At 34.9% G+C, this 22114-nt stretch carries 22 protein-coding genes; 7 read left to right on the top strand and 15 right to left on the bottom strand.

All coding sequences use genetic code 11. The features are described 5' to 3' along the window. Window positions 1-6: 6 nt before the first annotated feature. Genes ACW0JX_RS08615 through ACW0JX_RS08600 form a run of 4 tightly spaced genes read right to left on the bottom strand, consistent with a single transcriptional unit; the run spans window position 7 to window position 4944 of the window. The gene (locus tag ACW0JX_RS08615; RefSeq protein WP_459245573.1) at window positions 7-1269 is read right to left on the bottom strand and encodes an MBL fold metallo-hydrolase; all 1263 of its coding nucleotides are present in this window, start codon (window positions 1267-1269) and stop codon (window positions 7-9) included. Next, entirely contained in the window at window positions 1266-2936 is a 1671-nt protein-coding gene (locus tag ACW0JX_RS08610) for an ABC transporter permease (RefSeq protein ID WP_459245572.1), read from the bottom strand. Before ACW0JX_RS08610 ends, ACW0JX_RS08615 begins: the two co-directional genes overlap by 4 nt. Window positions 2937-2948: 12 nt before the next feature. Further along, window positions 2949-3974, bottom strand: a complete 1026-nt coding sequence (locus tag ACW0JX_RS08605) for an ABC transporter substrate-binding protein (RefSeq protein WP_459245571.1) — start codon at window positions 3972-3974, stop codon at window positions 2949-2951. Further along, complete coding sequence (locus tag ACW0JX_RS08600; protein ID WP_069355356.1) at window positions 3952-4944, bottom strand: ABC transporter ATP-binding protein; 993 nt, start codon at window positions 4942-4944, stop codon at window positions 3952-3954. The genes ACW0JX_RS08605 and ACW0JX_RS08600 overlap by 23 nt, the downstream gene beginning before the upstream one ends. A gap of 162 nt (window positions 4945-5106) precedes the next feature. Here ACW0JX_RS08600 and ACW0JX_RS08595 point away from each other — a divergent pair, with 162 nt between their 5' ends. Beyond that, on the top strand, window positions 5107-6000 hold the full coding sequence (locus tag ACW0JX_RS08595) for a LysR family transcriptional regulator (RefSeq protein ID WP_001050611.1): 894 nt from the start codon (window positions 5107-5109) through the stop codon (window positions 5998-6000). Window positions 6001-6040: 40 nt separating this feature from the next. Here ACW0JX_RS08595 and ACW0JX_RS08590 read toward each other — a convergent pair whose 3' ends face one another. Both ACW0JX_RS08590 and ACW0JX_RS08585 read right to left on the bottom strand, forming a co-directional pair. Further along, entirely contained in the window at window positions 6041-6565 is a 525-nt protein-coding gene (locus ACW0JX_RS08590; RefSeq protein ID WP_000736436.1) for a DUF4398 domain-containing protein, read from the bottom strand. A gap of 126 nt (window positions 6566-6691) precedes the next feature. Then, window positions 6692-7960, bottom strand: coding sequence for an MFS transporter (locus tag ACW0JX_RS08585; RefSeq protein WP_000502473.1), 1269 nt, complete (start codon window positions 7958-7960; stop codon window positions 6692-6694). Window positions 7961-8079: 119 nt separating this feature from the next. Between ACW0JX_RS08585 and ACW0JX_RS08580 the strand changes: the two genes are divergently transcribed. The 6 genes from ACW0JX_RS08580 (at window position 8080) to ACW0JX_RS08555 (ending at window position 13453) form a co-directional block, all read left to right on the top strand. Then, on the top strand, window positions 8080-9294 hold the full coding sequence (locus ACW0JX_RS08580) for a helix-turn-helix domain-containing protein (RefSeq protein ID WP_459245570.1): 1215 nt from the start codon (window positions 8080-8082) through the stop codon (window positions 9292-9294). A 66-nt stretch (window positions 9295-9360) separates the two neighbouring features. Beyond that, a complete protein-coding gene (locus ACW0JX_RS08575; RefSeq protein WP_001025734.1) occupies window positions 9361-9540 on the top strand; it encodes an H-type small acid-soluble spore protein in 180 nt (59 codons plus the stop codon). A gap of 217 nt (window positions 9541-9757) precedes the next feature. Then, on the top strand, window positions 9758-11983 hold the full coding sequence (locus ACW0JX_RS08570) for a glycosyltransferase (protein ID WP_459245569.1): 2226 nt from the start codon (window positions 9758-9760) through the stop codon (window positions 11981-11983). Between the two features lie 70 nt (window positions 11984-12053). Next, on the top strand, window positions 12054-12389 hold the full coding sequence (locus ACW0JX_RS08565) for an antibiotic biosynthesis monooxygenase family protein (RefSeq protein ID WP_459245568.1): 336 nt from the start codon (window positions 12054-12056) through the stop codon (window positions 12387-12389). 2 nt (window positions 12390-12391) lie between these two features. Then, window positions 12392-12976 (top strand): dienelactone hydrolase family protein, encoded by a 585-nt coding sequence (locus ACW0JX_RS08560; RefSeq protein ID WP_078401707.1) that lies wholly within the window; start codon window positions 12392-12394, stop codon window positions 12974-12976. A gap of 117 nt (window positions 12977-13093) precedes the next feature. Further along, window positions 13094-13453: a hypothetical protein gene (locus ACW0JX_RS08555; RefSeq protein ID WP_080681727.1), complete on the top strand. Its 360-nt coding sequence runs from the start codon at window positions 13094-13096 to the stop codon at window positions 13451-13453. Window positions 13454-13478: 25 nt separating this feature from the next. On the opposite strand, the gene ACW0JX_RS08550 is transcribed toward ACW0JX_RS08555, so the two are convergent. The 9 genes from ACW0JX_RS08550 to flhA form a co-directional block, all read right to left on the bottom strand. Then, entirely contained in the window at window positions 13479-13649 is a 171-nt protein-coding gene (locus tag ACW0JX_RS08550) for a DUF3951 domain-containing protein (RefSeq protein ID WP_000602245.1), read from the bottom strand. A 62-nt stretch (window positions 13650-13711) separates the two neighbouring features. Further along, on the bottom strand, window positions 13712-14023 hold the full coding sequence (locus ACW0JX_RS08545) for an AzlD domain-containing protein (protein ID WP_459245567.1): 312 nt from the start codon (window positions 14021-14023) through the stop codon (window positions 13712-13714). Further along, window positions 14014-14739: an AzlC family ABC transporter permease gene (locus tag ACW0JX_RS08540; protein WP_459245566.1), complete on the bottom strand. Its 726-nt coding sequence runs from the start codon at window positions 14737-14739 to the stop codon at window positions 14014-14016. The genes ACW0JX_RS08545 and ACW0JX_RS08540 overlap by 10 nt, the downstream gene beginning before the upstream one ends. Further along, entirely contained in the window at window positions 14732-15568 is an 837-nt protein-coding gene (locus tag ACW0JX_RS08535) for a TrmB family transcriptional regulator (protein WP_016513054.1), read from the bottom strand. The genes ACW0JX_RS08540 and ACW0JX_RS08535 overlap by 8 nt, the downstream gene beginning before the upstream one ends. Window positions 15569-15585: 17 nt before the next feature. Further along, window positions 15586-16296 carry an alanyl-tRNA editing protein gene (locus ACW0JX_RS08530; protein ID WP_459245565.1) on the bottom strand — a complete coding sequence of 237 codons (711 nt, stop codon included), beginning with the start codon at window positions 16294-16296 and terminating at the stop codon, window positions 15586-15588. Window positions 16297-16430: 134 nt separating this feature from the next. After that, complete coding sequence (locus ACW0JX_RS08525) at window positions 16431-17729, bottom strand: NtaA/DmoA family FMN-dependent monooxygenase (protein ID WP_459245564.1); 1299 nt, start codon at window positions 17727-17729, stop codon at window positions 16431-16433. A gap of 169 nt (window positions 17730-17898) precedes the next feature. Next, a complete protein-coding gene (locus ACW0JX_RS08520; protein WP_459245563.1) occupies window positions 17899-18672 on the bottom strand; it encodes a flagellar basal-body rod protein FlgG in 774 nt (257 codons plus the stop codon). A gap of 42 nt (window positions 18673-18714) precedes the next feature. Next, a complete protein-coding gene (flhF, locus tag ACW0JX_RS08515) occupies window positions 18715-20025 on the bottom strand; it encodes a flagellar biosynthesis protein FlhF (RefSeq protein WP_459245562.1) in 1311 nt (436 codons plus the stop codon). Window positions 20026-20039: 14 nt separating this feature from the next. Continuing rightward, window positions 20040-22100, bottom strand: a complete 2061-nt coding sequence (gene flhA / locus ACW0JX_RS08510; protein ID WP_459245561.1) for a flagellar biosynthesis protein FlhA — start codon at window positions 22098-22100, stop codon at window positions 20040-20042. Window positions 22101-22114: the final 14 nt, after the last annotated feature.

Genomic DNA, 22114 nt, shown 5'->3' with positions numbered 1-22114 from the left:
TGTATTTTAAATGACTTCTATACGTTCCATTGCAAGTGAATATACATTTTCATATCCTGCTGTACTTAGCTTTTGTTGTAATCGATCTGTATCCTCTTTCAAAGCGTGTACTAGCACCGTATGTTCTGGTAATAATGTATTTAACATCTTTTTAACGTCTCTTATACTTTGGTGAACTTTATACGAAACTCGATTCACCCTACATGTACTCCTTACATGTTCTTTCATAACTCTTTCTGCAAAACTCCCTTTAGCAATATGCCCAGTAAAAATAACGGAATTACGTTTTTCATTCCGAAGCTGTCCATAGTATAACTGTGCTCGTTTCGTTTGCATATTCGCATCACTCATTACAACTATTCCGTAACTATTTTGCATACAAATGTCATTATCCATAACTATTATGTTTCTTTTTAGACTCTTCATAACCCATTTAAGTTCTTCATTATTTTTTATCCAATCTTTGTATACGAACATCTCTTCAAATCCAGCCAAGATTTCTTTATCTACTATAAGAGGAAATTCTTTATATCGTTCATATAAATACAATACTATATCTTGCGCCCTACCAAGTTGTGGCAGCGGTAATAATGCTATTCCTTTATTTTGCATAACTCGTTCAATTTCTGCACATAGATCGTCTAATCTTTCATTTTGCGAAACATCATCTGTGTGATAAGCGGCATCTACAATTGCAACTTTTATATTGTGATCCAATTTCTCAGGTAAATTAGCTCGTAGTATATTAGACTCTGCTGAATAGTCGCCTGAATAAAATACGTATGTATTATACATATCAACTAAAAACCAAACAGCTCCCAATACATGCCCACTATATCCCCATTGAAACCGCAATGTAGGAGTAATTTGTACCCATTCATTTGGATTGCTAATCTCATCAATACATACATAATTTAAATCTTTTATATTTTGGTCGATATAAGGTAAATTCCACCCTTTCATCACATTATAGTTTCTCCATTTTTCATAATATAACGGCAGTTGCTCCTTCGTATAACGAGTCGTCCAAATTTTTTTCTTATATCCATACTTCGCTAATAAAGGTAAACCCATCGTATGATCTTCATGAATATGTGATAAAAATACCGCATCTAAAAACGGAACAGCTTCTCTCTCTATTTTTGGATAACTATTCTCATATGATCGATTAATACCACAATCAAATACTATTTTCGCCTCTTTATTTTTTACAAAATAGCAGGAGCGACCGTATTCTCCTGCTCCTCCCCATACTTCCACTCTCATCATGCTACCCCTTTTCGTTTTTGCTCCATATGTTGCAGCAGTAATAAGCATATTGTTGTAAGTCCAACAGAAACAACGGCCATCGCCATTCCTATAGATACTTCACCCTGTTCAAATTGAGCAAAAATAAATGTTGCTGAAGTTTCTACTGATGGAGGTAATACGAGAAGCGATGCTACTAACTCTCTTATCGAAATTGTAAATGTCATCGCCCATCCAGCAAGAATGCCTGGGATAATAAGAGGCAATATTATTTTTCTAAAAATATAAATATAATTTCCAGAAAAAACACTTCCTGCCTGCATGAGAGAATCATCAATTTGTCCGAGTGATGATTTTACATATTGCACCGTGTAAGGTAAAAACAGCACAACATACGTTACGATAACCATAACTGGTGTATTGTAAATTGACATAGGCATATATGGTGAATTCCAAAATAGAATAAGACCTACAACCATAACGATTCCTGGTACCATATTCGGTAACATACCGCACATATCAAGCCATTTTTCAGAGGTTTTTTTCCCCTTTCGAATCATAAGTGCCAAAAAGACTCCAATCATTACCGCGATAATCGCTGTTACGAGTGAAAAAAGAAAACTATTCCATAAAGCCTCTAATCCCGGAGATCCTATTGTAAACAATGCCTCATAATGGCTTGTTGTAAAGTTATTTACATGTAAACCGCCGCCTCTTAATTTTGACAAAGAAGCAATAAGTATAGAAAAGTATGGAATTCCAATTGATACGATTAATAAACCAATTACATACATCCATGCTACAACGCGCGTAAATATAGACAAAGTATATCTTTTAGATTTCACACCTTTTCCACTAACCATTGCATATGAATACTTTCGATTCAATACATTTTGCATATACCAAATAAGCATACAAGCACTAAGTAATAAAGAAGATAATGCTGTTGCACTACTAAAATCAATTGGCCAACTCGAAATAAATTTATGGATTTCTGATGTTAACACGTGGAATCCTATTCTACGTCCGAATGTAGCCGGTGTTCCAAATTCAGCAATCGTCTTTACGAAAATGAGTAAAGCACCCATTACATAACTTGATACTAATAACGGCAATATTATTTTTCTTAAACGATAGAAAAAACTTCCGCCATGAACTGCTGCAGCTTCTTCTTTACTACTCCCAATCTGAAGTAACGTGTTTTTCAGCATGAAATAAAGGAATGGGAATAAATGCAGACTCATAATTAAGACCATACCTCCTAAACTAAAAAACGATGATGAAACTGTCTTTAGCATCGGAAAAAATTGTTCAAAATAGCCGTTAGGTTGCATGAACAAAATCCAGCCCATTGATCCAATATACGGCGGTGTCATAAATGGAATCATAAAAACAATATCTAACTTACTATACTTTCCTACATCTGTTTTGCTCATAATAAACGCCAATGGAAATGCAAATATTGTAGCTCCTATTACAACGAGTACACCTAGAAGCAGCGAATTCAGAAAAATCCCAGCTAATCCACCACTCTGCATCACTTCAAAAGGCTTTAAAAAGTTCCAACTGCTATTTTCATATATACTAGAAAATAAAATAAGAAAAAGGGGAATGACGATTAACATCGCCACAAGCAATAACGCTACCGTCATTCCAACTTGCCTTACTGATACGAATCGATTTACCATGGAATCACCATCTTATTGAAATACTTTCTTAAATTGTTTTCCTATTTCATCTTGCTCTTTCTCAACTGTTTTCCAATCAATATTTAATACTGGAATCTCTTCTACATTTGGTCTATTTTCAGCTTTTATATCTGTTCTACCAGGCAATAAATACGCTTTAGAAACTTGTTTTTGTACATCATCGGATAATAAATAATCAATAAACTCTTTTGCGCCTTCTACATTTTTACTATCCTTCAAAATTCCCGCTGCGCGTGGACTAATAACTGTTCCGCTTTTTGGATATACGATATCAACAGGTTCACCCTTTGCTTTTGCGCTGTACGTCATATAATCAACACCCGCAATTACCATATCTTTCGCACCTGTTACAACTGGGTCTAACGCTTCCTGATTTGCTCCTGCTACTGTAACTTCATTTTTCTTAAGTTGTTCAAATAAATTCCATCCATCTTTTCCATTCTTTTTCACGTATCCTGTTACAAAGTCTAAAGCTGAACCTGAAAGTGCTGGATCTGGAAAATTCACTTTCCCTTTCCATTCTCCTTTCGTTATATCGCTCCAATCTTCAGGCGCTGTCTTCACATTTTTTGTATTGTACACAATCCCTAATGCTGAAGCACTATACCCGAAATAATATCCTCTATCATCTGACCATTCAGAACGCAGCTTATCAGCTTGTTTCGCTTCTTTATAAGCTAACGTTTGACCCTCTTTCTTTAATCCTTCCATCGCTGGTAATGATGCAAGTACGACTACATCAACGACTGGATTTTTCTTTTCAGCTTCCATTCTCGCTAAAATTTTACCAGTTGTCCCTTGAAACATTTCCACCTTTATACCAGTTTTCTTTTCAAAGTCTTTTTGAATTTTTTCTGCTAACCCTTTTGGCCCTGCACTATATACAACAATTTTCTTTTCAGTCGTATTTTTACTTTTTGCATCTGCATTGCCTGTCTTTGAACTACACCCTGTTACTACAGCCGAAAATAATAAAGTACATACAAATAAAGACTTAAGCGAACTGAATTTCTTCATATGATTCTCCCCCTATATGATGAATACATTTTTTTGGCACATATAACGATACTGGTTTACCGATGCTTAATTTACTATTGTGATAAGCTGTCCATATTCCGAGTGCCCCCATGTTTACTTTTATTTCATACCGTTCTCCTACATATGTAACGTGCTTAATTTCACCTGTATACATTTCGCACACTTCATTTTTCGTCCAGCTCACATGCTCTGGACGAACCATTTTTTTACCCTCTACAAGCCAATTCGCCTTACCAACAAATTTGGCAACAAATTCATGAGACGGTTTCACATAAATATCTTCCGGTGTTCCTTTTTGTAATACTTCTCCTTGCTTCATGACAATAATTTGGTCTGACATTGACATTGCTTCTGTTTGGTCGTGAGTGACATACAGTGCAGTTAAACCAATGGAATGAACGATATCCATAAGCTCTATTCTCATTTCTTCTCGCAAAATTGCATCGAGTGCACTTAGCGGTTCATCAAACAAAATAAAATGAGGTTTTGTTACAATTGCTCTAGCGAATGCGACACGTTGTTGCTGTCCACCAGAAAGTTCGTGTGGATACCTTTTCTCCATACCTTGCAGGCGAACTCGCTTTATCGCATCTTCTACTTTTTCTCGCAATTGATTCGTTTGCTTTGTAGCTCTTAAACCAAATGCAACATTTTCAAAAACAGTCATGTGCGGCCATAAAGCAAAATCTTGAAATACCATACCGATATTCCGTTCATGAGGAGATGTCTTTATCTTTTTTGTAGCAGAATACATGCACTGTTCTCCAAAATATATTTCTCCCTTATCCGGTTCTTCAAGCCCTGCTATCATTCTAAGTAAAGTCGTTTTCCCACACCCCGAAGGCCCTAAAAGTGTAGTGAATTCCCCTTGTTTCATTACAATCTGCAACGTCTTTAACGCCTGTATTTTTCCAAATGCCTTTTCTAATCCACTAATTGTAATATCCATTGCTTCACCTCTCTCCCCTCATTCTTAACCTGCTTTCATTCTATATGGAAGATTTATACTGAATGTTAATGTACTGTAAAGATTAAATTAAAAAACTTCTAATAAACTATTTATTTCTATAGATTTTTTCTATAGTTAAAATAAAAAAGGCGGCAATTCATAATGAATCTCTTAAAATTAGAAATTGTAGTACTTATTAAGAAATACAAAAAGCTTACAATCGTTGCAGAAAAACTTGGCGTTAAACAACCAACTATTACATTTCATATAAAAAGCTTAGAAGAAGAACTCGGTGTATCTCTATTCGAATTACGTTCTGGAAGGTATTTCTTAACAGAGGCTGGTGAGGCTTTGCACCATTATGCTTGTAAAATAGATGCACTTATGAAAGAAGCTAGACGTGTCACGCAAGAGTTTAAAGATTTTCATAAAGGTGCTATAACAATCGGCGCTAGTTATGTACCAGCGACTTATCTTTTGCCAGAAGTCGTTCATCAATTTCAATGTGAATTTCCCAATATAAAAATAACGCTACTAGTGAAAACAGCCCCTGAAATTCGAATGATGCTACAAAATCACGAAATCGATCTTGGGATAATTTCCGCTGCTCCATTTGATGAACCACTTTTAAAACAAACGAATATAATGCCCGATACACTTGTTCTTGCCTTTTCCAAAGAACATCATTTTTCAAAGAAAGACAATGTATCGTTACAAAATATCGAAAAGGAACGCATACTATTGCATCGTAATCCATCTACAACGAGAGATTTACTTACACAATGGACGTTGGCGCACAACATTACATTCCAATCTGAAATTGAATTAGACTCATTAGAAACGATGAAACAAATTTTAAAATATGGTAATGGAATTGCCTTTATTTCTAAACTTGCTATCGAGCAAGAAATACAACGAAATGAGCTATGCTATATACCAATCCCTGAATTTGAATTTCAGCGTAACATTTATACGATTCATCATGAGGACAGATGGAATTCTAAAATCATTTCTTTTTTACTACAGAGCATCACTTCATTTGCAACAAAAAATTAAAAGGCTGTCGTTATGCACGACAGCCTTTCAAACTATAAATCTATTTATTTTTCTTTGCCTCAATTTTTGCTTGCGCCTCTTCAGCCTTATCTAATGCTTCTGATACTTTCTTCTCTTTTTCTTTCACTTCATCTATACTATCGACAGCTTTAATAATTTTATCGATTCCTTCTTCTTCTACCTTTCTACGCTTTGCCACTCTTTCATTTACTTTCTCTTCCACATCTTTTGCTTTTTGAAGCATATTCTCTGCATTTGATGTTACAGCTTTTTCAAGTTCAGCATCTTTTTTCTTTTGTAACACTTCATTTGCAATGTCTTTCGCTTCTAAATACTTACCATCTTTTAATGCTGTTGCTCCGTGATCCATTTTCTCAGCAACTTCTTTATATGATTTCGCTTCATTTCCTGATTTCTCTTTTTCTGCTTTTTCGAACCACATTGTTGCATCACTATACTTTTCATCTTTCAATGATTGCATACCTGTTTCAATATATGTGTCATAATTGCTACATCCAGCCATTACGACTAATAGAAAAAGCATAACAAAACTTAATTTTTTCATGCTGTTGTCTCCTTTTCTTTGCAAGCTCACTTTACTTTAACATACATGAAAAAGAGTTTCAAAAACTAAAATACTAATTTAGTCATTTTTATAATGATAAGTCAAATTTTTATTATTTTCTTATTTTTAAGCGGACACATCTACTTGTTTTTTCGCCATATGTTGCTTTACTCCAACTAATACAACTAACAATAAACCTCCGCCTATTGTCATCATAACAATGCTAGTTGGCAACATATCTAATAGTAGTCCATATACAATCATACCAAGTGGTGCGATTGCAGTCGCAATTGTTTCAAGTAGGCCAAACACACGCCCTAGGTAGCTCGGATCTGTCGTTTTTTGCATATGTACTTGCATTGGAATGTTTACAATCATAATTGCTATACCAGTTAACATCATAAAAGCAATATAGTAAATAAAACTTGCTACTTTTGGAATGACAACTAACAACGGAAAGACTGTACATAAACTTAAACCTGCAAACAAAAACAGTCCAGTATAAATAGAACGAAACGGATTATTCACTTCTTTACGCACTGATAAAGCAATCGCTCCCATTAGCATCCCGACTGCTAACATTCCCTCTACAGTACCGAGTTGCTTTGAAGATAAATGCAATGTATGGACGATAATGTATGGAAGTGCAACTGTTAGACCACACGCAAAAAAGTTTACCCACAATGCTATTTTCATTAAACCATATATTTCACGTTGTCTTTTTACATATAAAAAACCTTCTTTTATACTCGTCAAGAAATGCTCTGTACTCTCAGCCACTTCTTTTTTATATAAATCAAATACGATAAATAATTGCAAAATAACTGCTAAAAAGAACGTAATACTATTTAATAGGAAAAACGATTTAATTGAAAAGAAACCATATACAACTCCGCCAATAATCGGCCCTAAAATATTTGATAAAGAAGCCGCCGTTTGATTTAAAGCACTCGCTTTTTGAATACGTCCTTCATCTACTAAACTCGGAATAGACGAAGTTAATGCAACGGAATAAAAACTTGCACAAATTGATAATAATGCTGCTGAAATATAAATAAAAAGAAGTGATGGTCCAAATATAGTAGCAAGAATAAACATACTAAGCATCGTTAAACTACTTAATAAATCAGTACCAATGACAAGCCATTTTCGATTCACACGGTCTGCTACAGCACCAGCAATTGGGCCACAGATCATCCTTGGAAGTGATCCGCAAACGAGCGTAATTGCAAACCCCATCCCTGAACCAGTAGTCTTTAATACATATAACCCCATTGCGAACGTATAAATACCTGCGCCTAATAAAGACGTCATTTTTCCAATCATCATTAAAATGATATTTCTAGTTGCAATCTTCATTCTTGAATCATGTTGTCCTATACTTATATCTCCCATTTTTGACTCTCTCCCCTTAAAAGTTAAATTGTGTTAAACTTATTATATAATCAACTTTCCAATTTTCACAACAAAAAGTTAAATACAATTAAACTTCTTGAATATAAAGGAGCAATAATATGGCAACTCTCGGTGAAAAAATTAAAGCATTACGAAAAGAAAAAAAGCTTACGCAAACAGCACTGGCAGGTTCGGAACTGACAAAAAGTATGCTTAGTCAAATTGAAAATGGAAAAGCTACACCTTCTATGAAAACATTACAATATATTGCGGAAAAACTTGAATGTGAAACGAGCTTTTTATTAGAAGAAGATGAAGAAGAAATTGTGGAACTCATTCAAAAAATGGAGCCATTAATAAAATCAAATAAATGCGATGAAGTATACAAGACTTTACTACCTATCGTTCAAAAAGAACTACCCCTTACTTTAAACACAGCACGTTTATATAAACAGTTCATAACTGGAGCGGCCATTATGAACGATTACAATATTGAATATTACGTTGAAACAGCTGTTTCTATATTTGAAAAATATACTTTGTATCGTGAAAGTACTGAAACGAAACTACTGTTTTACTATATGCTCTACAAACGGAAAAAATATAAAGAATGTTTACAGTTGATTACCAAAATTCGCGATGAATATAAAACGAAGAATTTAGAAATGGATCTCATTACACATATACAACTATACTTAAAAGAAGCCATTATTTTACTCGCATACGGCAATTATAAAAAATGTGAAAAAGTCATTTTAGATGCACTTGCATTTTCAAAAAAACATCAAGTGTATTATAAAACAGATGAATTTTATCGCATTTTATCTTACCAAAAAGTCATTACAGCTGATAAAGAACAGTATTTATATTACATAAAAAAATCGGAGCAATTTGCCATTTTTACAGAAGATATTCTATCCATTGCGATTATTGATATTTTAAAAGCTTACTACTACAACACAATTACTAATGAATATACAATCGCATTAGAACATCTAGAACAATTCCGAGAAAAACTAAAAGATGAACCAATCTTTCAAGACGATGGATTATATTATCTTGAAAAAGGAAAATCTTTGTATGGCTTAAAACGTTATAAGGAAGCTTTGGCAATATTAAAACACGCTACCATACCAGATTATATGACTCATCCACTTGATCAATCGTGGGTATTAACAGCCGGGTCTTATCGTGCCCTGTGTCATATAAAACTTCAAGATAAACCAGCTGCTCTGAAAGAAGCAAAAGAAGCAGTTCAAACGATAGATGGTTATCCTGATTCCATCTTCACTTCATTTATTAAAGAAACATTACAAATAATACAAAAACTTTAAGAATGTCTCTAAATGGTATATTATTCCTCTTTTTTAGCAAAGATAATAATGATGGGAGGAATATAAATGAATATACAACGTGCAATAGAGCTTTCTGTGTCAGCGGAACAAGCCAATGTCAGTTTTCAAGGCATGCCTGTTATGATTCAACACGTCGATGAAAGCAATGAAACCGCCCGCATATATGAAGTAAAAAACCCAGGACGCGAATTAACTGTTCCAGTTAATAGCTTAGAGGAAATATAAGAAATGCCACTTCTCTTTTGAAGTGGCATTTTTCTTATGAATCAAAAATATAACTATTATTTCTTCTAATTTTTTAAACTTATAATAAGAAAATGTAAAATTTATACTCTAAACCTATATTTTGTGATAATGTATGATTTGGAAATAACTAAATCTTTATAAACGAATAATATAAAGTTTTTCCTGTTTCCCACTCTACACATAAAGGAGGAATTGTATGAGCCTTTCTATATACGAAGGTTTAGGTATTATTTTTTTCGTAATCATTATGACTTACGCCCTTGCACACAAATATTTATGGTCAAAAAAATTACTTATTATTCTATTTCTCATTTGTAATGCTATTTATCTTATTTGGCGAACTTTTTATTCGTTACCAACTATTAATCTCATAAGTATTATCGCTGGTATTATATTGTTAATTACAGAATGGGCTGGTTACTTACAATCTATCGTTTTCAGCATTGTTTCATGGAAGCCATATAAACGGAAAGAAGTACCATTATCCACTTTCGAAAAACTACCCACTGTCGACATATTTATTGCAACTTACAATGAACCGATCGATTTATTAAAACGTACTGTAGCTGGTTGTACGTTGATTACTTATCCGAAAGAGTTACTAAACATTTATATTTGTGACGACGGGCGCCGTGAAAGTGTAAAGCAACTTGCGGCAGAGTTTTCTGTTCATCACATAACTCGCACCGAAAATAAGCATGCAAAAGCTGGAAATTTAAATCATGCGATGCTTCATTCAAAAGGTGATATTATCGTAACAATGGATGCTGATATGATACCACGAGCTAACTTTTTAGAGCGAACGATTGGTTATTTTTCTAAAAATAATGTTGTATTCGTTCAAGCACCACAAGTTTTTTACAATGCTGATCCTTTCCAATATAATTTGTTTTTTGAAGATAACATCGCCAATGAACAAGATTTCTTTATGCGCCAGTTAGAAGAAGGAAAAGATCGCTTTAATGCTACGATGTATGTTGGTAGTAACGCTCTATTTCGCCGCACCGCTCTTGAAGAAATTGGAGGATTTGCGACTGGAGTTATTACTGAGGATATGGCAACTGGTATGCTACTACAAGCTAACAAATGGGAAACTATATTTGTCAATGAAACACTTGCTGTTGGATTATCCCCAGAAACATTTAGTGATTTATTAAAACAACGGGACCGCTGGTGTAGAGGGAATATTCAAGTCGTAAAAAAGTGGAATCCTTTCACTATAAAAGGATTATCTTTTATGCAGCGTCTTTTATATGCAGATGGAATTCATTATTGGTTTTTCGGTGTTTATAAAATGATATTTTTACTAGCACCGCTATTGTTTTTAATATTTGATATTTATAGTTTAGAAATTAATTTTATGCACTTATTTATGTTCTGGGCACCTGCTTTTTTAACATCACAGCTTATTTTCAAAGCTGTTTCTAATAAAAAACGAACAACTACGTGGAGTCATGTGTACGAAGTTGCTATGGCTCCTTATATGGGATTTGCTATTTTATCAGAAACTTTCTTACGTAAAAAATTTCAATTTCATGTGACAAGAAAGGGAGTTCAAAATAATACAAGGCATTTTTTATGGATTGCAAGCGTCCCTCACCTCGTATTACTCATTTTAACAATTATTGCACTGATTCGGGCAACACTTATGCTCTTATATCCTGAGCAATATCATATTGAAAGAGAGAGCTTATATATTAATATTTTTTGGGTACTATATAACGGGATAGCTATTGTCACTTCACTATTTGTAGCATTTGAAAGACCGCGTTTTCGAAATTCAGAACGTTTCGTAGTAAATTTACCAGGTACTTTATATGCCGAAGATATGATCATTTCTTGCCATGTCCTTGATATTAGTGAAACGGGGGCACGTTTTGAATTAGATCCCTCCATTCCATTTGAAACTTTATCAAGTCTATCTTCCTATACGCTATCTTTTGGCGAGGTAGAAAAGATTCATAGTACAAAAAAATGGATTCGGAGACAAGAAAATTCTGTACAAGTTGGTGTATCATTTGATGATGTATCCCATGAGCAATATTGTAAACTCATTCTTCATCTATTTAGTAAACCGGTTAATGACCGGGTGGAAAAGGTGTACGATAAAGTATTTCTTACACTAGCAATTGCATCTTTCATAAAAAATACCAAAAAAGCACCAAGACAATTTCGCAGGCAACATATACGTGAGCAACTGATGTCTTCTGGAACATTGCATATGAATGGGATGCCGATTGAAGCGACCATTGTCGACTATAGTACAGGTGGGTGCCAAGTACAAACGAACATCCCTCTTGTGATTGACCAAATTATACAAGTAACAATGGAAGAACGTAATATTCAAAAGAGAAATGCACAAGTATGTTGGATTCAAAAAAAGGGTCGTAAAATATATGCTGGATTAAAATTCACAGCGTAAAAAAAGAAAAGAAGCGTACTGCTTCTTTTCTTTTTTACATGCTAAAATACTTATTAAAGGGGGATTTTATATGGAAAATGCTTCACAAAAGGCGAATCATTATTATGCGGTGATATTCACTTCTAATTTATCAAATGATACAACAGACTATAATACCGTTGCCGAAGAAATGGAGGAACTTGCAAAGCAACAACCTGGATTTTTAAGTGTAGAAAGTGCACGAGGTAATTCTGGACTCGGAATAACAATTTCTTATTGGGAATCACTTGATGCGATTGAAAATTGGAAAAAGAACACCTTACATAAAGAAGCGAAAAAAAGAGGTCGTGAGCAATGGTATGAAAACTTCCACCTGCGTATCTGCCTTGTTGAGAAAGAATTTAAGTTTCAAAGAGGCACAATATAACTATGAAGAAAAAAGTAGCTCTCGTTATTGTTCATGAAATATATGGTGTGAACGACCATATGCATCACGTTACCAACCACTTTACTTCATCTCATATAGACGTATTCTGTCCTAACCTTCTACAATCGCAACATGCATTTCATTATAGTGATGAAGAAAAAGCATATGAACATTTTGTAAATCATATTGGATTTGATTATGGAAAAAAGCAAATTGAAGAATTCATTTCTCATCTTTCTAGTAGTTATACACATATTGGTCTTATCGGCTTTAGCGTTGGAGCTACCGTCTCATGGCTATGTAGTAACAATCCGAAAATAGATTTTATTATCGGATGTTACGGTTCTCGTATACGCGACTATGTTCACATAAAGCCTACATGCGCTACACTACTTATATTTCCTGAAAAAGAAGCTAGTTTTTCAGTATCCTCTTTAATTCAAACATTGCAGCAACAAAAAAATCCTTTATTAGAAATAAAACAACTACACGGTGAACATGGATTTCTAAATCCGTACACTGAAAAATATAACAGGCACTCTACAAAACAAGCATACAATTTAATAGATTCATTTCTTGTAAAGTAAAACTTCAATCAATGGGGGATGTTCATCCCCCACCTAATCTCTTTTCTTACGTTGAGTTTTAAGGTGTGGGTCTTACTGCCCATGCGTGATAAAAACAATCTTATAAAGGAGAATCAAATGACGCTGACATTACTCTTACTTATTTTCATACTCATTGCCTTTATCTCAGCGCTAACTATCATTTTTAAAACCGTAAAAAAAGGGAGATTTTTCAACCGCCCCTACCTACAATCTATTATCATTTGCATTTTATTTTTTACTAATTGGATTTTATATGTAACAACTTTTTATTCGTTACTCCCCGAGAAAGTTAGCGAGTTCATATTCCTGCCCATTTGGTTTTTCCTTTGTATTTTAGGATTTATCGCTTTTTGGCACGAATGGAGAAATAATCGTGTGTTCTCGATATGTATTGGTTTTCTTTCCTTTATTAGTTTTCTATTTGGGCTGTTGTTGTTAGTTCTTTCGGGGATGTAATAGAAGAAGGAAGAAAAGCCAACTTTCAACTTTTCTTCCTTCTATGTTTACCTTTAGCTTTCACTGTCACTGATTCACAAGGTGTATAATATATTTGAGGCGTCGCCTTATCAACAAACATCATAAATGTAATAAAACCGAGAATAAAGAAAATAAACAACGTTAACAAAATTGCTCCTATCGTTAAAAGTATCATAACACCACCCCTATATTTTTCATGTTATTACACTTTTCGCTATTATATGAGCGTAATCCTTTTTAGAAAAAGAAACGTAACAAAATAATCACAAACACTCCCGTTAATACTGTACCTAATAAACTACGAGTATATATTGCAACAAGAAATGTTGGGATTGCTGTAATAAGATAATCCCACTGCATCGTCTCATGCATAAATAAAACTTGTGCTAAAAGCGCTGCTAATATCGCAATTGGTATGTAATTTAACCATTTTAAACCCCAGTCAGGAATTTGTAGTTTACTAAATACGAGTAGAGGTAAAATACGTGGCACGAGTGTAACAGCTCCTGCTGCTAGTAAAAGTAATAATACATCTAATCTCATTTCCATTTTTCAATCACCACTCCAATCGTCGCAGCTAGTAATGTTGCGATAATAACCGCTATACTATCTGGCATAAATAGGTGTGAAACGTATGCGATAATAATCGCTACAATTGCAACACTTAAATGAATTGCTAGCTTTGGTTTACTACTTATGAGCTGAAGTACAAATAACCCGATAAACATCGCTGGTAATGCATAATCCATCCCATATGTATGCGGGTCTGGTATCCACTCACCAAATAGCCCGCCAATAATGGTAGCAAGTATCCAATTTAAATACGCTGTTACGTTAAGCCCAATCATCCATCTTTCACCTAAATATCCTTTTTGCGCTGCATGCTGCACTGCAACGCCGAAAGTTTCATCTGTAATTTGAGAACTGATAATGACGTTTTTTAATAGAGGTAGTTTCGTAAAGTACGGTGCGAGGGCAGCACTCATTAATAAATGGCGTAAATTAACAAAAAATACAGTAAAAATAATTGCGGAAGCAGGAGCACCGGCTGCATACATACCAGCTAATATAAATTGGGCAGAACCTGCATAAATTAAAGTGGACATAAATGCAATTTCAATGATAGAAAAACCTGCTGTTTTTGCAATTACACCAGCTGCTATACCGATGCTCAAATAACCAAATACAGTTGGTAAACAATCTTTTACTCCTTGCTGAAATGTATCATCGCTCTGCAAAGCTACATGTGCCTCAGCTTTACTCATCTCTATCATCCTCCATTCCTTCTAAAGTTCGTTTTCCTGTTACGACATGAACTAAATCTATATTTTCACGCCATAACGTATCTAACTTATCAGCTCCAAATTCCTTTGTGATTTCTTCAACCATAATATCGTGCCGCACATACTCTGTCGCAACGAGAACTAGCGCTGGGTCATACGTTGTAACGGCCCATGAAGTGCTATCATTTGAGAAGTTCGCAATTAATACTTCCTCTCCGTCACGAGCAATAACAGTTAAATGACCACCCATTCTCTTTTCAACAACGTGGGGCGTCATATAATTATGATGAAACGTGGCTCCTATTTTTGTTTCTGGAGCTCCAAATAAGATTGAAAATATATGTACGCCTTCCTCTTCCTTTTGATGAATGTACGGCTCAATTTCATGCACTTGATCTTCCCATACAGAAATCCATAATTCTTCCTTTGCCCTATTAATTATATTGCATATTTCTTTTAAAACACGATCATTTGAGCGAATATGCGAAATTACATCTATTTGTCGCTCTTGTTCTAAACAATTTAGTTTCTCATCTAAAAATTCAAAGGACTTTTCAAAGTCTTTTCGCATTCGATTCATTAATTCGGTAGCTGGTACTGGTACATATTTAACTGGTTCAGAAGGTACAATATGCACCGCTCCTTTATCCATTAACTTACCGAGTACCTCGTAAATCATAGAACGAGGTACTCCTGTTTGTTTACTCACTTCATAGCCTGTTACTGGGGAGTGTTTTAACAATCCAATATACGCTTTACATTCATACTGGGAAAATCCTAACTTTTGTAATTCCTTTATAATTTCATCCATCGGTAACCCCTCACAATCTAAATCGCCCTTACTTCAAAACGACGATTTTGCTTCCCTTTACTTTTCACTTTATCAATAACAAGTGTTCCTATTTCACTCGTATTTTTCACATGTGTGCCTCCACAAGCTTGTTCGTCTAAATTTTCAATTGTAACAATGCGGATTTCTTGGATAGTAGTTGGCAGGAGATTTATTGCTGTTTTAATCATTCCTACAGCATTTTCTGCTTCTTCGCGGCTCATATAACGAGTGGAAATTTCTTTATTTTGCTCAATAAGTTTATTCACTTCCTCAACAATTTCTTCTACTTCCACGCTCGATAACTCTTGTAACTCATTAAAATCGATACGTGCTTTATCAGGATAAATTTGGTTTCCGGTGCATAGTGCTCCATACTTTTCATAAACAACAGCTCCGATAAGATGCAGTAAAGAGTGATGACGCATTAAATTATGACGTCTTTCCCAATTAATCTCTAATTTAACTGGACCTAATTTTACTTGAGATTCATCTTTTATATAGTGAACTATTTCTCCCTGCTCCCTCTTTACTTTTTCAACTTCAAATACAGACCCATCTTGTACAATGACACCCGTATCACATTCCTGCCCTCCACCAGTTGGATAAAAAACTGTTTCTTTTAGAAATACTTTATTCCCTTCTACTTTTATCACTTCTGTTTCGCAACTCGTTTTGTATGCATCTTCTAAATATAATGCCGTTGTCATACTCTCACCTCTTTAGTAGTTATAGTTATACCTACTAATATAAAAAATAACATTCATACAGTCAACTCATATTTCAGAATTTTTAATTTTAAACAAAAAAAGCCTTTTACAATAAGGCTTTTTTCTACATGCTATTATTTTAACTGTAAAGTATTTAATATGTTCCCCGCCAAATGCTCCCGTAAAGTAGAACCTGTATACTCTTCCCTAAATACACCCGCCTTCACAAATAAAGGGATGACTTCACTAAAGAATAGATTTAGTGACTTTGGAGGTCCTCCTGGAATAGCAATAAATCCATCTAACGCCCCTGCCTCAAACCTATCCATAATTTGCTTCGCAACGTCCTGTGGTGTACCAACCGCAACCCAATGAGCCGATCCAACAACTTCTGGTCGTTCTAGTATTTGTTCAACTGTTGGTTCATTTTTAATAATGAAGTTCCGTAATAACTCGGCATGAGTTTTACTACGTACAGTTTGATCCCGACTTGGCAGCATCTCTTCCGTAATTTTACTTCCTAGCGGAATCCCTCTCGCATCTAATCCGAGAACCATTTCAAGTAACGTATATCTCTTCTCTTTTGTGAGATGTTGATGAGCTTGCCTATGCATTTCTAACGCCTCTTCATATGTATCACCTATAAAGAAATATAATCCAGGTAATACGCGTATAGCATCTTGCTTTCGGCCATGTTTTTCTGCTCTTCTTCTTAAATCTTGACGAAGTTCAATACCTGACTCTACATCTGGCGTTGCAGCAAAAATTGCATCAGCAACAGAAGCAGCAAAATTCCGACCAGACTCAGAAGCACCGGCTTGAAATAATGGCATTTCTCCTGATATATGCTGCGGAATATTAAGTGGACCTTTTACCTTAAAGTACTCACCATTATGCTCAATAGGCTTTACCATCTCTCTAATAATATCAGGATTATCTACTTTCAATACTTCATTAGGGTGACTCCTCCAAAGTTTTCTTACTAACTCTGTACATTCTGCCGCTTTCGCGTATCGTTCCTCAGATGATGGCATCCCTTCCTCACCAAAGTTTTCAGCACCGTCAATGGATGTAACAATATTCCACCCTACTCGGCCGTTACTAATCCAGTGTAACGATTGTAATTGCCTTGCTAATATATATGGTGGATAAAACGAAGTTGAAGCAGTTGTAACGACTCCAATTTTTTCTGTCGCATAAGCAATAGCAGTAAACAGTAACGTCGGGTCTAAAATGACACTCCCTTTATTACGAGCAATTAAATCTGGGTGCGCCACTAAATAATCGGCTTTAAAAACAAAATCTAACTTAGCCTTTTCTGCCTGTAGTGCCAACTCTACTTGTTCATCAATTCCGGAATTAAACTCATTCAATTCTTCTTTCTTTCTAGAAATTAAACATAATCCAATGCAAAGTTGATTGTTTGTAGACATATATACACCATCCCCTTGTTTTTAATTCACTTAGTTAAACAAATGTTGCTGTCATTATGAAATTCTATTCTTATGAAAATAGATAGAACGATATTGATAATCATTATCATTTTATGATGTAACTGTAATAAAAGTAATAACAAAAAAGACTCCCACTTTTGGAAGTCCTTTATCTCAATATTTCATTCGCTTCTTTTTCATAAATTTTATCAAATGACGTCATAACGCGCTGTGATGCTTGAATCATCTTTTGATCTGTCATAAGATCTGCCATCTCTTTCGTCATATCTACATTTGAATTTTCTAGCATATGATTTTTTACTATTCCTGTTCCGTTCGGTAAATTAGCAATGTTTCCTTCTGCTAGTGTAAAGCTTTTATTTTCACGTTGCACGAGTCGAGCATTCGTTTCTGCATCTACTGTTTTTGTTTGTAAACGAGCAATATTATTTTGTGTTACTTCATCATATAATGTACCGTCTGCTTGTACAGCAACCTTTGCTCCTTCTGGAATACGAATACGCTCATTATTCTCTCCCATTACGAAAGCACCTGAAGAAGTTTGTAAATAACGATCACTATTTAATGTGAAACTACCATCTCTCGTTAAAAACGTTTCATTATTTTTAGAAGTAACGAAAAATGATGTTGTGCCGGCTGCGCCGTCATCTAAAAAGAAATCTGTAGCGCTATTTGTCATTTGTATATTTCCTTGTACTAAATTCACATGTGTTGCAGCTGGTACTACAGCATAATCGACCGAACCGATATTTGTTACCGCCCCATCTCCGCGGCGATATGTGTCTTGTACATCAAATACTTTAGACGTCATATTTTCTGCTTTAAATCCTGTCGTTTGAGCATTTGCAACGTTATTCGAATGAACATTAATTCGCTGCATGTAGTTCATCATACCCATAGAACCTATATAAAGACCGTTCATATTCGTTTGAATAAGGCAAGCGCCTTATTCTTCACCTCTTTTCTACGATGTTTGTAACATTTGTTTCGCTAAATGTTCAGCTGTAGCGATATGTATATTTTTCCTTATGTCTTGGCCGTCTGTCATTAATACGATAGGAGCTGATGATACTGCTGGAATTTTCAACAATTCACCACTACTTGCTGTTTCATCAAATTTTGTAAACACAATACCATCTATATGAATATCTTTAAAGTTTGTAATGATTTCAATCATATCTTTACTTTTCATCGAAGCTGATAACGTTAAACAAATATAATCTGGTTCTACTTGTCCCATTGTTTCAATCATTTCTTCTACTGTTTCTGACGTACGATAATTTTTTCCAGCTGTATCAATTAAAATATAATCGACGCGCGCTTCTTCTTTAAAATACGTAAGCGCTCTTGTCATTGCAGCTTCATCACGCACAGCAATTACTTCCGATCCAATTGTCTTTACGTTATCTTGCAATTGCTGCACTGTCCCTATGCGCGAATGATCTGTCGTTATAAAACCAACTGTTTTGTTCTTATCGTGAAATTGCCATGCCATTTTCGCAAGCGTCGTCGTTTTACCAACACCAGTTGGACCGATTAATGCAATTGTTTGTACTTCTTTTTCAAAGACGTTTTCCGTATTGAAATGAGATTTCATATCTTCCAATATGTACCTAATAACTTCTTCTTCCGTAATCATCGTTGCATTTTCAAACTTTATTTTTAACTTTTCAGCATATGCATAAATGAAATATTGTTCCACATCGTTTTGTTCTAGCATCCGAATTACCTTTTGAATAATAAACGGTACAGATTCTTGACTTTCTTTCTTTGGAACTACTTCTTCTTTCTTTACCGGAACGACTTGTTTCACAACTTTTTTCTTTTTCGGTACTTCCGTTTCTTTCGTCTGTTTCACCACGACAATTCCTTTTTCAAACAGCTTTAATAGTTTTTCTTTTTTTCTTGCCCATTCTTCACTATTTCCTGTTTGCATTGCCGCGTATGACATAGAAGTCGTTACGTTTTCTAAATTGTGCAGTACTGATTGAATTCCATTCGCCTTCACAATTTGTTCTGAAGGATCATTCACGACATCCATTAACTGTTCATGAAATTGTGCTGTACCTTCATTCACTTCTTCCTGTTTTTCTTCTGGAAAAGCAACTAACATTTCATAATCCTTTTTCCAGAAAAACGGTATATTTCGTTTTACACTTTCATCGACAACGTAATAATAATCTGTACCATATTGGTCAAATAACTTTCGATACAATTCATTTTTCGAAGCTGCTTTTATTCGCATTAACGCTTCTTTCTTTTCTGTACTTTCCATTACTTCACCCCCTACTATTCAATATAGGCAATTTGATCCACAACAATTTCTGGTGCTAATTCGCTAATACAAAGTACTTGTGCTTCCACTTGATAACGTTCTAGCAGTCTTACAATCGCAAATCTAAAATCTTTTCTACGTGTTAATAACACTGGTTCTCTTCCCATTAAACGTGCTTGCTTAAAGACGCGTTGCACTTGCTCAACGACACGTGTTTCTAAATCTAAATCCCAGTTTAATAAGTAACCTTGATATGAATTATTCACAACATCCGCATCTAACTCAATTGAATCAGAGAAGAGCGCTGCATATATTTTTCCGTCCGGATTTTTCGCATTTTCACAAATAACTTTTGAAATACATTCACGAACAAATGATGTCACACCGTCAACGTGGTTTTGATAAATTTCTTTGCCGTCAATAATACCTTCAATAATTGTTGGTAAATCACGAATAGAAATACCTTCTTTTAGAAGTTGTTTAATAACATTTTGAACGAGTGATAAATCAATTTCTTTCTTCTTAATCTCTTCTAATAGAACGCCATTATCATTTTCAAGCGAGTTAATTAAGTCTTTTACATGTTGACGCTGAATTAATTCATGAAGATTACGTCTAACGATAACATCTAAATGTGTAATTAATATGCTAAGTGGCTCTAACACTTGATAGCCTTTCATTTGTGCATCTTGCACCATATGCTCTAAAATCCAATATCCATCTTCACCGAAAATTGGATCTTTCGCTGGCTCTGCATCTAAATCAGCCATTACGTTCGGTGTTTTCAGTGCTAATAAATAACCTGATTTTAAAACACCTTCAGCCGCCTTCGCACCTTTAATACGAATAATGTAACGACCACGTGGTCTAAAACTCGTATTATCTTTAAAGTTAATTCCAGGAACGTTAATACCAAGGTCAGTAATAATCGACTTCCGCATAAGAACAACTTTATCACGAGCTGTTTCCCCGTTAATTTTCTGCTTTACAAGTGCTGCTAAATCTAAACCAAGCTCTACTATAATTGGATATTTATCCGTAAATACTCCGAATGAATCTTCCACTTGTTGTAATTGCTCATCTTCGCCTTGAATCATTTCTAATTCTTTTTGGAGCTCGTCTTCTTTTTCTTTCTTTATTCGATTTTTATTACGAATGCCTAAGAAGATAATCGTTCCACCAACGAGTGCGAATGGTAGAAACGGTAGCGGAGTAAAAATACCCATTGCGATAAATAAACCACCTAGTGCATATACTTCATGCGCTAATAACTCTTTAAAGATACCTTCTGTTACTGTATCCGGTGAGCCGTCAAATACACGCGTTACGATAATACCTGTTGAAATTGCAAGCATTAATGAACCGATTTGGTTTACGATTCCGTCACCGACAGTTAACTGTGTATAATGAAGAGCTGCATCTGCAAAGCTCATTCCTTGCTGCATCATTCCGACAATTAAACCGAAAATAATATTTACGAATAAAATGACAATCCCGAAAATAACGTCCCCTTTAATGAACTTCCCGGCACCATCCATCGCTCCGTAAAACTCTGTTTCCATATTTAATTTTTTACGTTTTGCCTGTGCATCTTTTTCTGAAATAATACGCTGGTTTAAATCAGCATCGATAGACATTTGTTTCCCTGGTAAAGAATCAAGTGTAAAACGAGCTGCTACTTCAGCTGTACGAGATGCACCGTTTGCAACGATAAACTGGAATATGATTAATACTGTAAAAATAACGATACCAATTAATAAGTTTCCGCCAATTACGAATTGGCCGAACTCTTCAATAACATGACCGGCATTTCCATCTGTCAAAATCGCTCGCGTCGTCGAAACGTTAATCGATACGCGGAAAATCCCGATTAATAACAACATCGTCGGAAATGACTTTAATTCATCCCACTCGTTAATACTTGTCGCTCGCATATAAATAAGTACTGACATACTTAGTAGAAAAACGATAATGATATCAAGTATAAATGGTGGAAGTGGAATTAAGAGCGCCACTACGAATGACGCTGCTAAAAAGATAGAAAAATAGGTTCTTGCAGAATCTATCTTAAACAAAGAGATCTCCTCCA

The sequence above is a fragment of the Bacillus sp. C-3-6 genome, assembly GCF_054509685.1.
Note: the sequence above shows the minus strand (reverse complement) of the source record. Positions and strands in the feature narration are given on the sequence as shown.

Bases quoted from the DNA above. Each gene is read 5' to 3' on its own strand.
- ACW0JX_RS08540 (WP_459245566.1), bottom strand. From the start codon at position 14,739: ATGAGTAAAGCTGAGGCACATGTAGCTTTGCAGAGCGATGATACATTT.
- ACW0JX_RS08525 (WP_459245564.1), bottom strand. From the start codon at position 17,729: ATGTCTACAAACAATCAACTTTGCATTGGATTATGTTTAATTTCTAGA.
- ACW0JX_RS08545 (WP_459245567.1), bottom strand. From the start codon at position 14,023: ATGGAAATGAGATTAGATGTATTATTACTTTTACTAGCAGCAGGAGCT.
- ACW0JX_RS08605 (WP_459245571.1), bottom strand. From the start codon at position 3,974: ATGAAGAAATTCAGTTCGCTTAAGTCTTTATTTGTATGTACTTTATTA.
- ACW0JX_RS08550 (WP_000602245.1), bottom strand. From the start codon at position 13,649: ATGATACTTTTAACGATAGGAGCAATTTTGTTAACGTTGTTTATTTTC.
- ACW0JX_RS08555 (WP_080681727.1), top strand. From the start codon at position 13,094: ATGACGCTGACATTACTCTTACTTATTTTCATACTCATTGCCTTTATC.
- flhF (WP_459245562.1), bottom strand. From the start codon at position 20,025: ATGGAAAGTACAGAAAAGAAAGAAGCGTTAATGCGAATAAAAGCAGCT.
- ACW0JX_RS08565 (WP_459245568.1), top strand. From the start codon at position 12,054: ATGGAAAATGCTTCACAAAAGGCGAATCATTATTATGCGGTGATATTC.
- ACW0JX_RS08600 (WP_069355356.1), bottom strand. From the start codon at position 4,944: ATGGATATTACAATTAGTGGATTAGAAAAGGCATTTGGAAAAATACAG.
- ACW0JX_RS08560 (WP_078401707.1), top strand. From the start codon at position 12,392: ATGAAGAAAAAAGTAGCTCTCGTTATTGTTCATGAAATATATGGTGTG.
- ACW0JX_RS08535 (WP_016513054.1), bottom strand. From the start codon at position 15,568: ATGGATGAAATTATAAAGGAATTACAAAAGTTAGGATTTTCCCAGTAT.
- ACW0JX_RS08615 (WP_459245573.1), bottom strand. From the start codon at position 1,269: ATGATGAGAGTGGAAGTATGGGGAGGAGCAGGAGAATACGGTCGCTCC.
- ACW0JX_RS08580 (WP_459245570.1), top strand. From the start codon at position 8,080: ATGGCAACTCTCGGTGAAAAAATTAAAGCATTACGAAAAGAAAAAAAG.
- ACW0JX_RS08570 (WP_459245569.1), top strand. From the start codon at position 9,758: ATGAGCCTTTCTATATACGAAGGTTTAGGTATTATTTTTTTCGTAATC.
- ACW0JX_RS08585 (WP_000502473.1), bottom strand. From the start codon at position 7,960: ATGGGAGATATAAGTATAGGACAACATGATTCAAGAATGAAGATTGCA.
- ACW0JX_RS08595 (WP_001050611.1), top strand. From the start codon at position 5,107: ATGAATCTCTTAAAATTAGAAATTGTAGTACTTATTAAGAAATACAAA.
- ACW0JX_RS08530 (WP_459245565.1), bottom strand. From the start codon at position 16,296: ATGACAACGGCATTATATTTAGAAGATGCATACAAAACGAGTTGCGAA.
- ACW0JX_RS08590 (WP_000736436.1), bottom strand. From the start codon at position 6,565: ATGAAAAAATTAAGTTTTGTTATGCTTTTTCTATTAGTCGTAATGGCT.
- ACW0JX_RS08610 (WP_459245572.1), bottom strand. From the start codon at position 2,936: ATGGTAAATCGATTCGTATCAGTAAGGCAAGTTGGAATGACGGTAGCG.
- ACW0JX_RS08575 (WP_001025734.1), top strand. From the start codon at position 9,361: ATGAATATACAACGTGCAATAGAGCTTTCTGTGTCAGCGGAACAAGCC.
- ACW0JX_RS08520 (WP_459245563.1), bottom strand. From the start codon at position 18,672: ATGAACGGTCTTTATATAGGTTCTATGGGTATGATGAACTACATGCAG.